Consider the following 14,452-nt stretch of genomic DNA (forward strand, 5'->3'; position numbering starts at 1 on the left):
AAAGCGATCATTTATTCAGGGTTATCTGAATCAATGATCGCTTAGGTAGGTGACTTGCTATGATATTGAACATAGCAAGTGAGTTTAGTGGATTGGATTATTTACCTAAGTAAGCTTCCATATCCGTTTTCAAGTTATCAGAGCGAGTACCAAAGATAGCTTGTACTCCATTACCTGACACAACAACACCCGCTGCACCAAGTTTTTTAAGGCCTGCTTGGTCAACGAGCTTGATATCTTCAACGCTGATACGTAAGCGTGTAATACATGCATCTAGGTTTGAAATATTCTCTTTACCACCGAATGCTGTAACTAAAGCAGATGACATCTCTTCGTTGTTTAATACCGCAGATACTTCTTGCTCTTCGTCTTCACGACCAGGTGTTTTAAGGTTTAGCGCTTTGATTACAATTCTAAATAATGTGTAGTAAACCGCTGCGTATACTAGGCCAATAATCACAAAGTAAACGATTTTTTGAGCGTTTGCTGACAGTACTAAGAAGTCAATTAAACCGTGTGAGAAAGAAGTACCGTGAACCATACCTAACATGTTTGTTACAACAAATGCAGAACCTGCTAATAGCGCATGGATTGCGTATAAAACGGGTGCAACGAACATGAACGAGAATTCGATTGGTTCAGTAATACCTGTTAAGAATGACGTTAGTGCAGCTGATAGCATGATACCCATTACTTTTGCACGGTTTTCAGGCTTAGCTGAGTGTGCAATGGCAATTGCTGCAGCTGGTAGACCGAACATCTTGAACATGTAACCGCCTGCTAGTTGGCCGAAACCGTTACCTGCAGCACGACTTGCATCATCAGCAGATAAGTAACAAGTTAAAATACCGTTCAGTTGCTCACCATTAGCATTAATACATGAACCTGCTTCAAAGAAGAAAGGTACATTCCAGATATGGTGTAACCCAAATGGAATTAGTGAACGTTCAATCACACCGTATAGACCGAATGCAACTGTTGGATTTTGGTTTGCAGCCCAATGTGAGAATGAAGCGATGCCAGCGCCAATTGGTGGCCAAACTACCGCTAATATTGCACCCATAATAATCGCTGCAAAACCAGTCATAATCGGCACTGCACGTTTACCTGCGAAGAAACCAAGGTAATCAGGCAGTGAAATATTATAAAAACGATTAAACATGGCTGCTGCAATACCACCGGCAATAATACCACCTAGCACACCTGTGTTCGCGCCTGGCGCTAGTGTTTCAATAGTTTGCATCATGATGTAGTAACCTACTGCGGCTGCTAAAGCAGACACACCATCATTTTTAGTAAAACCAAGTGCTACACCGATAGCAAACAATAATGCCATGTTACCAAATACTGCGCCGCCAGCTTGTTCCATTAGCTGTGATACAACATCAGGTAGTATGCTAAATTTAGCGGCACCCACACCTAATAAAATACCTGCAATAGGTAATACGGATACAGGAAGCATTAATGACTTCCCTACTTTTTGTAAATTGCCGAATAAGTTCATGAGTGATTCTCCATTGTTGCTCATAATCGTCGTTGATTAAATTATTAAAAGCGATGCTTCTAAGTTGAGATGGAGTATATAGAGATAAAGCAAAGGCGTTATTGAAGCCAAACACTAAAATCGATTAAGTTACATTTAATTACTTTATTATTTTACGATGATACATTCTGTTACAAAAGAAATAATTGCTTGATTTTGAATGGGTAGGGAAAGGTTGATAGTTGGGTTAGGGTTGATGTTTTTGGCTGTATTTATGTGTTATCTGGATGAAAAAGTGCTAAAGATTATCGATAATTAGCTGTTGAGTAATTACCTCACTCAACAGCTAACTTGATTAGTAGCAAAAAAGGTTAACCACGTACAACCATCACACGGAATTTTCTGCCTTTTAATTTACCTTCGCTCAGTTTTTTGAAGGCAATTTTTAAATGCTCACGACTAACGGCCACATAAGACCAGAAATCAGAAACAGAAATCTTACCGACTTGTTGTCCTGTAATGCCATCGTTTCCAGTTAATGCGCCCACAATGTCACCAGGACGAATTTTTTGTTTTTTGCCACCCTCAATACGGATGGTAACCATTTCTGATGGTGCAGGCGCAACGTCTAAAAAGCTCGCATCAGGTAATTCACTGGCGCTAATATTACGATCTAAAATATCTTCTAATAACTTGATACGGTAATCATCTTTGTTGCTGTAGAAGGTAAATGCAAGACCTTTACTGCCTGCTCGTCCGGTACGTCCCACACGGTGAACGTGAACTTCTTGATCGTGTGCGACATGAAAATTAAACACTGCGCTTAAATTATCAATGTCTAAACCTCGTGCTGCTACGTCGGTTGCAACTAAGACACGTGCGCTTTTATTAGCAAAACGAATTAAAGCTTGATCGCGATCTTTTTGTTCTAAGTCACCGTGTAACGCTAACGCGCTGTAACCGCGGTTAGCCAGTTCTTCAGCTACCTCTTGCACTTCACGTTTAGTGTTACAAAAGACCACACTTGAGTCAGGTTGATAGCGGTTAAGTAATAAACGTAACGCTAACATACGCTCTTGATTATTTTGCACCGAATAGAAGGTTTGCTCAATACTCGCATTATCATGGGTTGCAGCCACAGTTACCTGCTTTGGCTCGGTTAATATACGCTTGGCAATTTGTTGAATGCCTTCTGGGTAAGTGGCACTGAATAAAAGCGTTTGTCGTTGTTTCGGACAATGTTCAATAACAGTATCAATCGCATCTTGAAAGCCCATCTCTAGCATACGATCTGCTTCATCAAGCACCAAAACAGATAAGTTTTGTAAGTTTAGTGAGCCACGTTTTAAATGGTCTTGAATACGTCCTGGTGTGCCAACAATAATATGTGCACCATGCTCTAGCGACCCCGCCTGTGGACCTAATGGTGTACCACCACATAATGTCAGTACTTTAATATTATGAATAGCGCGTGCTAATTTTCGAATTTCAGCGGCTACTTGGTCGGCTAGTTCTCGAGTTGGGCAAATCACTAACGACTGAATATTAAATTGCTTAACACGTAAGTGATGTAAAATACCTAGGGTAAATGCCGCAGTTTTACCTGATCCGGTTTTACCTTGTGCAATAACATCTTCACCTTTTAAAATAAGTGGTAAAGATTGCGCCTGTATCTCAGTCATCTGCTGATAATTTAATGATTCTAGGTTGCTTAAAAGGCTCTTTGATAAAGGCAAACTTGCAAAAGAGGTGTCACTCACGATAATAATTTCCTGATCGGCTAATAATGACCGCTACAATAACAGTTTGTGGGGTGGTGAACAAAATTATTAGGTCAAAATACAGTATTACTTACAAGGTGATGGAAAAAGCTACTTTGAGGGGCAATCAAAAATTAGTTGATTAAGTGACCAAAGCACAAATTCGTGACTTTGGCCGGCAAATTGAAATTTAAGTTATAGTTGTGGTGCGTCGAAGTTAGCGGGTTGATCGCTATAAACACATACATTGTGAGCTTCCACTAAGCCGTCTTCGGCAACACATTGTTGTTCAAAAAATGCCACTATCTCTTTTCGTTGACAATGTGCTTCAAAAGCTGCTTTATTTGCCCAAATTTCATTAAATACAAAGGGAAAGCTTTCACCTGTCGCGAAAGGATTATCTATTTGTCTTGTAACCAAGTATTGAATACAACCATCTTCGCGTTGAGAGTTAGGCTCTAGTGATTGAAGTACCTTGAATAACTGCTCTTCTTTGCCTGGTTTAGGGCGAAACATAGCGATGCAATAAATTTTTTGTGACATTATTTTTCCTCTATCGGGACAGATACATCATAGGATGTATGTTTAATACATTGTGAGCTAAATAGTGGTATGACGCGTATCAATAATATCAACGTCATTCTGAATATTGTTATAGGTCTAGCGTATTTCACTTAACCTTTACTGTATGATATTAAAATACATTGATGATATTAAGCTTAATTCTAGGTATTTAATACGCATTACAGAGTCTTTGTCTTATTTGTTAAACAACCAGTTACTATCATTTATACCAAGCATTTAAAACTATTTTTTATTTAAGGAAGTTAACATGGATATCTTATTGGAATACGTACTGAATATACAAGTGTTTATCTTGATATTAGTGGTGATCATTTTAAAGAAATCAATTATTTTTGTACCACAAAATCGAGCCTATTTAATTGAGCGTTTTGGTAAGTATCAGTCAACACGTGAAGCAGGTTTAAATTTTTTAGTGCCATTTATTGATCATATTGGTGCAAACCGTTCTTTGAAAGAACAAGCGGTTGATGTACCAAGCCAAAGTGCTATTACACGAGATAACATCTCATTGAGTGTGGATGGCGTATTATTCTTCCGAGTATTAGACCCGTATAAAGCTACTTATGGGGTTGATGATTATGTGTTTGCTGTGACGCAATTATCACAAACTACGATGCGTTCAGAGTTGGGTAAAATGGAGTTAGATAAAACCTTTGAAGAGCGTGATGTATTAAATACTAATATTGTTGCATCAATTAACGAAGCTGCTGGCCCTTGGGGCATTCAGGTCTTACGTTACGAAATTAAAGATATCGTACCACCAACAACCGTCATGGAAGCCATGGAAACTCAAATGAAAGCAGAGCGTGTTAAACGTGCTCAAATTTTGGAGTCAGAAGGTGATCGCCAAGCGGCTATTAACGTTGCGGAAGGGCAAAAACAATCAGTAGTATTACAAGCACAGGCTGAAAAAGAAGAGCAAGTATTACGTGCACAAGGTGAAGCAGAAGCGATCATTGCTGTTGCAGAAGCACAAGCTGAAGCATTAAATAAAGTAGGTGAAGCTGCGAATACAGAATCAGGTCAAAAAGCGATTCAGTTAGACCTCGCAACCAAAGCGATTCAAGCTAAAGCGGCCATTGCCAAGGAATCTTCAGTAGTACTGCTGCCTGATAGCGGCAATGATGCAGCTTCAATGGTAGCGCAAGCAATGACAATAATTACTAGCTTGAATAATAATAAAGGCTAATTATGGAATATCTACTGGCACACCTTCCGCAAACACTCGTCGTACTAGGCTTGATCTTTTTAGTGATTGAGGTCTTAGTGTTGGGCTTCTCAACTTTTGTTTTATTATTTGTTGGTATAGGTACCATTGTTACTGGTTTATTAATGGCACTAGGTTTTTTACCTGAAACATTAGTAAACGCATTACTCGCGACGGCGGTTTTATCGTCGTTGGTGGCTTTAGTGAGTTGGCAGCCCATGAAGCGTATGCAGAACAAAGTAGAATCTCATCAAGTCGATAACGGTATGGTAGGAGAAACATTCACCTTAGAGGAAGATCTACTGGTAGGCAAAACAGTGAATCATCGATATTCAGGAATTGATTGGCAAGTGAAATCTAAACAAGCTTTATCGGCAGGCACTGAAGTTAAGATAGTCAATATGCAAGTGGGTGTATTAACGGTGGAATCGGTTTAGTTCAGATGGTTTTGATTAACAATAAAGTTAAGTGAACAGTAGATGTAATTTAACGACACTCATTCAGCCAAAAATAAAGCCGATAATTATATCGGCTTTATTGTTTTAGCTGTTATGGGGTAACTAATCGCTAGGATTAAGCACGACCCATGAATTTCTTTTCTGTAGTGTTCACACGGATTTTATCACCCGTTGAAATGTGCTCTGGTACTTGTACTGTCAATCCTGTTGTTAAGATTGCTGGTTTAGTACGTGCCGTCGCAGAGCCGCCTTTGATTGATGGGTCAGTTTCTGTGATAGTTAAATCAACACTTGCAGGTAACTCAACACCTACTGGTGCACCATCAACGATAACTACTTGTAAACCTTGTGTATTTTCATCAATGAATAATACTTCTTCAGCGATGCTTTCTTTGTTTAAGTTATAAGGAGTGTAGTCTTCGTTATCCATGAAGACATACTCTTCACCGTCAATGTAAGAAAACATAACATTACGACGAATTAAGTCAGCCAAAGTTAACATGTCGCTGTCTTTGAACGTTTCATCGGTTTTTGCGCCAGTTACAACATCGTACATACGCATACGGTATAAACTACCTCCAGCACGCCCTTGTGGGACAGAACGTTCGATGTCTTTGATAATGTAAACGCTGTTATTAAATTCAATCGCGGTGTTTTTCTTGATATCACTTGCCTTAGGCATCTTATCTTTCCTTTATTAAGTACTTAAATACATCTAGCAGGTTTTGGTAAACCGGCTATTTTCGTGGCTTGCTTTGCAGGACCATCGGGGAATAATTTATACAGGTAACGACTACTGATTTTATCTTTACCATATTTATTTTGCATTGCTTTTACTAGGGCTCTAATCGCTGGAGAAGTATTAAACTCTTCATAAAATTCGCGTACAAAGTAAACCACTTGCCAGTGTTCATCTGTCATTGTAATTGTTTCTATATTTGCAATTGATTCCGCTAAGGCAAGATCCCATTGAGTGGAATCGAGCAAGTAACCTTGGGCATCTGTTGCAATTTCTTGACCATTAAAAAGCAAGTTGTCTTCCTCTAATCTTTGGGCGCTTGATTGCTGCAAAATTCTATAATAAAAGTCGCAAATTTCCTATCTTAAAAGCACGCTTAAGCTTGTCTACTGTGCATTGAGTCTATTTTTCTCATTAGCACTTTCAATCTTGGCTAATAATAACTGTATATCCATTGCTGAAAATGCAATCAACCTTAGTTGCTCAACAATTAACTTAGCTTCATCAGACATATTTTGTTTGTATTTCTCAAAGCTATCAATGTCGATTTTAGTGTCCGATGATTGTTTTAATTCAGGACGGTAGGTATATAAAATTTGTTGCGATGTTGCCTCAAATAACTCTGATAACACGGCTAATTCAGTTACAGATTCTATTTTATGGCGATGCGATGAGAGTGCGGCAATATAACAACATAAAGCATCACATCGATTAACCAACCCATAGACTTCTTTTTTAAGGTGTTGTTTAGAGTTGGGTTCAAACAACATGCTTTGCCAAGCATTGGTTAACGCAGAATCAGATTTAAAAGCGGCAAAACGGGTTTGACGGAAGATAATACTTTCGCTTCGACCAAACTGATACTGCTGAGCAACTTGCTTAAAATAACGGCTCGTTTTTAAAAGGTGGTTATTTACCAAGCCAGGAAAACGTTTAAATTGCCAGTCGGGATAGATAATACTAATGGCCGCAAAGCTCAAGGCACAACCAATTAAGGTTTCATAAATACGAGCGTATAAAAACGCGACACCAGAAGGAGCCAATAGATTTGTTAAGATCATTACCATGATAGTAATAAAAATAACCGCGAGTCCATAATTGGTTTTGACATAGGTGATAAATAAAAATGCAGCTAAAACCATTAGTACACTTTGTGAAACAGTTCCGTGCAGAAAATAGAAGATGGGGAAGCTGAGCAAAATACCTAATAAGGTGCCAAAGCTTCTTAACATTAATCGCTTTCGTGTTTCACTAAAGCTAGGTTGGCAAACAAATAAAACGGTTGGTAATATCCAGTAGCCATTATTGAGGTTGAACTTAGCTTGAATCGCAAAGGCGATTACTAATGACACACTTATACGAACAGCATGTTTATAAACAGGTGTTTTTTGTTGGTAAGCTTTGTATAGCACCTTCCAAAATGAACGTGGTAATTGTTGTTCGTTATCTACAATAATTGGATGTTGTTGCGATTTAACATCGCTTAAAGACATTAATAATGCATCTATCCCATTTAAATTGTCATAGATTGCCTGTAATGCTTGCATTGCTTCCTGGTTATTATCGAACAATTGTAATTTTTGTTTTAATAATAACAGTTGATCTGACAAGGCTTGAACTGTCCACTTTAATCGCTTGCTATGTAGATACGGTTTTTTATCTTTAATACAGCTACCAACTTGATGACAATCGCTACTAAGTTGTAATAATAGCTGGTGGAAACCTTCTAAAATCTGACTACGCCCAAAGGTATGCTCTAGTTGACTGTATAGATATTGACTGGCACAAATGCGTTCATGGATTTGCTCTGCAACGAGGTAATATTGATTAAGGCGTGCTAACTCCTGTTGGCGCCTATTGGCTTGGTATTGGCCTTTTACCATATCTTTAGAAGAAGCTAAGCGAGCCACAATACTAATATTTAATACTGCTAATTTTTGTCTAGTATCGGTAATCGCCTGTCGAGAGTTTCCTTTTTGAGTATCGAACAATTCCGATTTTTGTAATTGATAGCGGCTTAATGCATAAAATAACTGTGCTAATTGTTCGCGCAGTGTTCGGTTAGGGCTCAAATGTGACCAAGCAATAGCAAACAGTCCGTACCATAAAGCACCTAAGGCTAATAGTAGTGGGGATTCAAACCATGCAGCCTCTGGTTGATGGCCAATCAGGGTATAAATAGCAATAAGGATTGCACCAAATCCAATACGGCTATAGTGCATACCTAAACTTGCTAACATCATAAAGGCAAAAGTAGATACCCCTAAACCCGCTGCAAATAAAAAAGGGTAGGGTAAAAGCAATTCAACGCTCGATGAAGCTACAAAGAAGCAGGCAATGACAGTTGCTATAAACTTTTGTCTATCTTTAGTGTTCTCATCAACCTCTACAATAGCTGACGCTAACACACCTAAACATAATGATAGCGAAATTGCTAAACTTGATTGTTTAAAGAAACCAAATTGTAGATCAAAAATAGCAGGGACAAATACACAAGCCATTGCGATTACAATTCTAAAGCCGGAATGGGTATTAGAATCTGTAACTAGGCGTCTGAGCATTAAAGTAAAAGAGTGTTGCATGCAAGACTTCTCATGAGAGTGAAATGGGTCAAATAGAAAGGTTATTTTATACTAATCAGATAAATTAATAGATCTAATTTCTTATTCATTTAAGCATATTTTGATGACAAAAAATGAGCCTATAGCGAGTCTCTTAATGATCATTTTCAAGCTGCGCATTATAGACATTATCAGGATCAGAATGAAATAGTAAAAATCCTCACAATCAAAGGGATAATTTGAACTTTTAAGGTTTATTTTTAGTTATTAAATTTTGTATGTTTGGTGTGACTTCTTAAGTGAGTTTTGCGACAATAGCGAGAATTTCTTAACTACAAAGAGTATTGCTTGATGTCTGCACAAATCATTGATGGGAAAGCGATTGCGGCTAAGGTTACTGATAAAGTAACTGAAGGTGTGAAAGCACGTATAGCAAAGGGCCTTCGCGCTCCCGGTCTCGCTGTTGTGTTAGTAGGTGGTGATCCTGCTTCACAAATTTATGTTCAAAGTAAACGTCGTACTTGTGAAAAAGTTGGTTTTACATCTAAAGCCTATGACCTACCTGACACTACCACACAAGATGAGTTATTGGCTTTGATCGATCAGCTTAATGATGATGACAGCATTGATGGTATTTTAGTGCAATTCCCATTACCAAAATCATTAGATGAAACGCTAGTGGTTGAACGTATTCAACCAAGCAAAGACGTAGATGGCTTCCATCCTTATAACGTAGGGCGTTTAGCGCAACGTATTCCTAAATTACGCTCTTGTACGCCACGTGGTATGATCACTATGCTAGAAACTATTGATGTTGACCTACATGGCAAACATGCAGTAGTAGTCGGGGCTTCTAATATCGTTGGTCGTCCAATGACTTTAGAGTTATTGTTAGCGGGCTGTACAACAACGACTTGTCATCGTTTTACGACTGACTTAGAGCATCATGTGCGCCAAGCGGATATTTTGGTCGTTGCTCGCGGTAAAGCTAACTTTATTCCTGGTGAATGGGTTAAGAAAGGTGCGATCGTACTTGATGTAGGTATTAACCGTCTAGAGAATGGTAAAATTACTGGTGATGTTGATTTTGAAGTAGCTAAAGAAAGAGCTGCGTACATTTCGCCTGTACCAGGTGGTGTTGGCCCAATGACAGTGGCTACTCTGATTGAAAATACGTTATTTGCTTGTAACGAATTTCATTCATAATTAGTGAGTTTATTTAAGTTAGCAATAAAAAAGACTGCCTAGGCAGTCTTTTTTGTATCAGAGCCAAAATAGTGGATTAACTACTTTAGGTTATCTAAATATCTTTCAGCGTCTAGAGCTGCCATACAACCTGTCCCAGCAGAAGTAATTGCTTGGCGATAGATGTGATCAGACACATCACCAGCAGCGAATACACCAGGAATAGTAGTTTGAGTTGCATTACCTTCGCTACCTGTTTGTACTTTAAGGTAGCCATGGTTCATTTCTAATTGGTCGATAAACATATCGGTATTTGGTTTATGTCCAATTGCAATAAACACACCCATTACATCAATTTCTTCGGTTTTTTCAGATAACGTATCTTTCAGGCGTAAACCTGTTACACCCATATCGTCGCCTAAGACTTCTTCTAAAGTGCGGTCAGTATGTAAAATGATATTGCCGTTTTTGACTTTTTCATTTAAACGATCTAATAGAATTTTTTCTGAACGGAATTCAGTACGGCGATGTACAAGGTGAACTTCAGATGCGATATTTGATAAATAAAGTGCTTCTTCAACAGCCGTGTTACCACCACCAACAACCGCAACTTTTTGATTACGGTAGAAGAAACCATCACAGGTTGCACAAGCTGAAACACCACGTCCTTTAAATGCCTCTTCAGAATCTAAACCTAAGTAACGTGCTGATGCACCTGTAGCAATAATTAATGCATCACAAGTATAAGTGCCAGTATCACCTTTTAAAGTAAATGGAGGTTTAGTCAATTCTACTTCGTTGATATGATCAAAGATGATCTCTGTATCAAAACGTAAAGCATGTTCTTTCATGCTTTCCATTAAACCTGGGCCCGTCATATCAGCTGCGCCACCAGGCCAGTTTTCAACTTCAGTTGTTGTGGTTAATTGTCCACCTTGCTGCATACCAGTGATTAAAACTGGTTTTAGGTTAGCACGTGCTGCATAGACTGCCGCAGTGTAACCAGCTGGGCCTGAACCTAAAATTAACAATTTGTTATGTATTGCTTCGCTCATATTATTACCTTGAATAATGCTACTCAATCGAACCTTTAAACCATCACCAGTAATGAAGTGAGGTTGATTAATTGATTGTTGATAAATGCTATTGATTCTAAACTGTTGGGTGACAAACTTCAGTAAAAAAAACGGATATTCCATAGGAATATCCGTTTTTATCAATAGTTATTATCTACTAATTATAATGATGTTTTAACTGTTTCACTACTTGAACGGTTACTAGCAAAAGAGCTACCAGCTTGTTGTGATGCTTTCACAATCGCTTGACGTTCAGTCGCTGCAACGATCTTTATCTCTTTAGAAAGATCTAAAGGCTCTGAAATCGTTTTAACCATAGCTGAAGTTGATAAGCCTTTAGCGATACTGACCGTACCCGTTTTACCTATTACAGTGTCAACTGGTGTTGATTTAACCGGTGCTGCTTCAACGGCTACTGGCGTCTCTTGTTCAGTTGATACTGGAGATACTTCCGTAGGCGCTTCTTCTACCGTTTCAACTTCAGGTGCCGATTCAGGTGTTACAATAATTGGCTCTGGTGTTTCTTCAACGACTACAGTTTCAACTGGCTTAGCTTGCTCAGGTACAGTTTCTGCTGGTGCTGCCGCTTTTTCTGCTAACGGTAAGATTTTTTGAGCAGGAGTGACTACAGAATTTTCAACACTTTTTTGCAGCTTTTCAGCTTCTTGTTGAGGGGCTTCAGTTGGAGCAATGCTATCTACTGTTTCTGCCACTGGCGCTGCTGATTGCACTTTTGGTGCTTCAACTTGCTCTGTTTCAGTCTCAGGATAGCGTGATGTTACTGCTTCTTTAGCTGAATCATTCTGTTGATCGCGCTTATTACGTTGGCCATTGTTACGTAGGTAACGAGAGCGACGTTGTGGAATTTCAACCGGTGTATACGCTTCTTCTGTATTCGCTGTTACTTCTTCTGCGACTACTTCCGTTGCTTTATCTTCAACGTTAGGCACTGGTTGCTTTTTCGTTTCTTTAGCGGCTTCAGGTGCTTTTTTAGCTTTGTTTTTAGCTTTTGGCTTTTTAGGCTCAGCGGCTTTAACAGGAACTTCATTGCTGACGTTAGCTGCGTCATTTACGTTCGTTTCAACAGCATTTTCAGGCTGTTGCACACGTACTTTTTTACGCATATTGCGACGTTTACGACGTGCTACGATCACTTCTTGGTTATTACCTTTCTCGTTATTATCTTGAGCTGGTTTTCCTTCGCTTTCGTATTTTTTAGCTTGTTGCGTTGGTTTACGATCTGATGGTTTACGATTATTTCGACGCTCATTTGAGTGCTCAGCCGATTTGTCATTGCGGTTATTACGCTGACGATTACGGTTTTGATTACCTTTATTATTGCGTGGATTACGTGTCGGCTCTTTTTTAGTTTGTGGCTCTGGTTGAGGTGTTTTCTCTACTTCAACTTTTGGCTCGGCACTAAAGAACTTAACGATAGACTGAATCAATTTAGCAACAAAAGAAGGCGATTGCTCAGCAGCTTTCACTGGTGCATTCGGTTTAACTTCTGCTTGTGGTGTTGCATCTTTCTTCGGCGCACTGAAGCCATTTAATAGTGGCTCTTCAAGCTCTTCATGTTCTTTCTGGGCACTGTTTGGAATGTATACCGTATGTTGCTTCTCAAGTGCATCATAGTTGATATCTTCTTTACCATCTTTACGCGTGCGCTTAACTTCGAAGTGCGGCGTTAATAGGTTGGCATCAGGCACGATATACACTTCACAGCCGTGACGGTTTTCAATTTTAGCGACTGCTTTACGTTTTTCATTAAGCAGATAAGCTGCAACAGCTACCGGTACACGCGCTTGAATCTGTGCTGTGTTTTCTTTTAGGCCTTCTTCTTCGATTAAACGAAGAATCGCTAATGATAATGAGTCATTATCGCGAATAGTACCTTGACCATGACAACGGGGACATACACGAGACGCTGATTCACCTAAAGAAGGGCGAATACGCTGGCGTGACATCTCCATTAAACCAAAGCGAGAGATACGACCTAATTGGATACGAGCTCTATCTTGACGAACAGATTCTCGCATTCTATTCTCAACTTCACGTTGGTGGCGGGCAGGGGTCATATCGATGAAATCGATCACCACTAAACCACCTAAATCACGTAAACGTAATTGGCGTGCAATTTCTTCTGCTGCTTCTAAGTTAGTGTTAAAGGCAGTTTCTTCGATGTCTCCACCACGTGTAGCACGTGCAGAGTTGATATCTATTGAAGTTAATGCTTCAGTTGGGTCAATAACAATTGAACCACCTGATGGTAGACGCACTTCACGTTGAAATGCCGATTCAATTTGGCTTTCAACTTGATAGTGAGTAAATAATGGAATTTCACCTTGGTATAGTTTTAAACGGTTAACGTAGTCTGGACGTACCATTTCAATGTGGCTTTTAGCCAGCTCGAAGGTTTTAGCGTGGTCAATAACGATTTCGCCAATATCACGACGAAGATAGTCACGAATAGAGCGTACAATGACATTACTTTCACGGTGAATTAAGAAGGGTGCTGCTTTGGTTTTTGATGCTTGATCAATGGCTTGCCAATGATTAACCAGTACATTTAAATCCCATTCAAGTTCTTCAGCTGATTTGCCAACACCTGCGGTACGAACGATTAATCCCATACCTTTAGGTAATTTAAGATCAGATAAAGCTGCTTTTAACTCGGTACGGTCATCTCCTTCGATACGACGTGAAATACCGCCAGCACGAGGATTATTTGGCATTAATACTAAGTAACTACCAGCTAAACTAATGAAAGTAGTTAAGGCAGCGCCTTTATTACCACGTTCCTCTTTTTCTATTTGAATAATTACTTCCTGGCCTTCTTTAATCACATCCTTAATGTTTGGGCGGCCTTTGAATGAATATCCTTCTGGGAAGTAGTTACGTGCAATCTCTTTAAGTGGTAAAAAACCGTGACGTTCTGCGCCGTAGTCTACAAATGCAGCTTCTAAACTTGCTTCTACACGTGTGATTTTACCCTTATAAATATTTGCTTTCTTTTGTTCGTGACCAGGACTTTCAATATCAAGATCATACAGCTTTTGCCCATCGACGAGGGCTACACGTAACTCTTCTGCTTGAGTTGCGTTGATTAACATTCTTTTCATTTGTGAACTCTTGTAGTATTTTTTTCGTTATTTTCTATATGTACTAACTGTTTTTCTGCATGCTTGACCTCATGTCTGGTTATACAATCTCTCGACTGGAAGTATTCAGAGGTGCGTTAAAAAGCGGATACAAAAAAGGTTAAATCAAAATTAATTCAACACATCAGCGTTACATTCTAATCATTTGATTTGCTTTCATAATAGCCATGCCTACCAGCAATCTTATAGTGAAGTAATTGCGAGGCATTAACTTTGTTATTGTCGCATTTATATCTA

General features: G+C 39.1%; 11 protein-coding genes. 3 read left to right on the forward strand and 8 right to left on the reverse strand.

Features of this window, described 5'->3' with window-relative positions; translation table 11 throughout:
* Positions 1–97: 97 nt before the first annotated feature.
* The 3 genes from ptsG to AC0L3W_RS03990 form a co-directional block, all read right to left on the reverse strand.
* Positions 98–1,504, reverse strand: a complete 1,407-nt coding sequence (ptsG, locus tag AC0L3W_RS03980) for a PTS glucose transporter subunit IIBC (protein ID WP_290039238.1) — start codon at positions 1,502–1,504, stop codon at positions 98–100.
* A gap of 350 nt (positions 1,505–1,854) precedes the next feature.
* Positions 1,855–3,243, reverse strand: coding sequence for an ATP-dependent RNA helicase DbpA (gene dbpA / locus AC0L3W_RS03985; protein WP_409439624.1), 1,389 nt, complete (start codon positions 3,241–3,243; stop codon positions 1,855–1,857).
* 195 nt (positions 3,244–3,438) lie between these two features.
* A complete protein-coding gene (locus AC0L3W_RS03990) occupies positions 3,439–3,786 on the reverse strand; it encodes a putative quinol monooxygenase (protein ID WP_409439623.1) in 348 nt (115 codons plus the stop codon).
* A 289-nt stretch (positions 3,787–4,075) separates the two neighbouring features.
* Between AC0L3W_RS03990 and AC0L3W_RS03995 the strand changes: the two genes are divergently transcribed.
* Positions 4,076–5,017, forward strand: coding sequence for an SPFH domain-containing protein (locus tag AC0L3W_RS03995; protein WP_290039241.1), 942 nt, complete (start codon positions 4,076–4,078; stop codon positions 5,015–5,017).
* 2 nt (positions 5,018–5,019) lie between these two features.
* Entirely contained in the window at positions 5,020–5,472 is a 453-nt protein-coding gene (locus AC0L3W_RS04000; protein WP_290039242.1) for an NfeD family protein, read from the forward strand.
* 136 nt (positions 5,473–5,608) lie between these two features.
* On the opposite strand, the gene efpL is transcribed toward AC0L3W_RS04000, so the two are convergent.
* The 3 genes from efpL to yccS form a co-directional block, all read right to left on the reverse strand.
* Positions 5,609–6,175 carry an elongation factor P-like protein EfpL gene (efpL, locus tag AC0L3W_RS04005; protein WP_290039243.1) on the reverse strand — a complete coding sequence of 189 codons (567 nt, stop codon included), beginning with the start codon at positions 6,173–6,175 and terminating at the stop codon, positions 5,609–5,611.
* A gap of 23 nt (positions 6,176–6,198) precedes the next feature.
* Positions 6,199–6,525, reverse strand: a complete 327-nt coding sequence (locus AC0L3W_RS04010) for a TusE/DsrC/DsvC family sulfur relay protein (RefSeq protein ID WP_290039244.1) — start codon at positions 6,523–6,525, stop codon at positions 6,199–6,201.
* Between the two features lie 93 nt (positions 6,526–6,618).
* Positions 6,619–8,814 (reverse strand): YccS family putative transporter, encoded by a 2,196-nt coding sequence (gene yccS, locus AC0L3W_RS04015; protein WP_409439622.1) that lies wholly within the window; start codon positions 8,812–8,814, stop codon positions 6,619–6,621.
* Between the two features lie 330 nt (positions 8,815–9,144).
* Between yccS and folD the strand changes: the two genes are divergently transcribed.
* Positions 9,145–9,999 (forward strand): bifunctional methylenetetrahydrofolate dehydrogenase/methenyltetrahydrofolate cyclohydrolase FolD, encoded by an 855-nt coding sequence (gene folD, locus AC0L3W_RS04020; protein WP_290039246.1) that lies wholly within the window; start codon positions 9,145–9,147, stop codon positions 9,997–9,999.
* A gap of 80 nt (positions 10,000–10,079) precedes the next feature.
* On the opposite strand, the gene trxB is transcribed toward folD, so the two are convergent.
* Positions 10,080–11,033 carry a thioredoxin-disulfide reductase gene (gene trxB, locus AC0L3W_RS04025; RefSeq protein ID WP_290039378.1) on the reverse strand — a complete coding sequence of 318 codons (954 nt, stop codon included), beginning with the start codon at positions 11,031–11,033 and terminating at the stop codon, positions 10,080–10,082.
* 182 nt (positions 11,034–11,215) lie between these two features.
* Positions 11,216–14,176, reverse strand: coding sequence for a ribonuclease E (gene rne / locus AC0L3W_RS04030; RefSeq protein ID WP_290039247.1), 2,961 nt, complete (start codon positions 14,174–14,176; stop codon positions 11,216–11,218).
* Between the last annotated feature and the right edge of the window lie 276 nt (positions 14,177–14,452).

It is taken from the genome of Psychromonas sp. KJ10-5, from assembly GCF_055808325.1.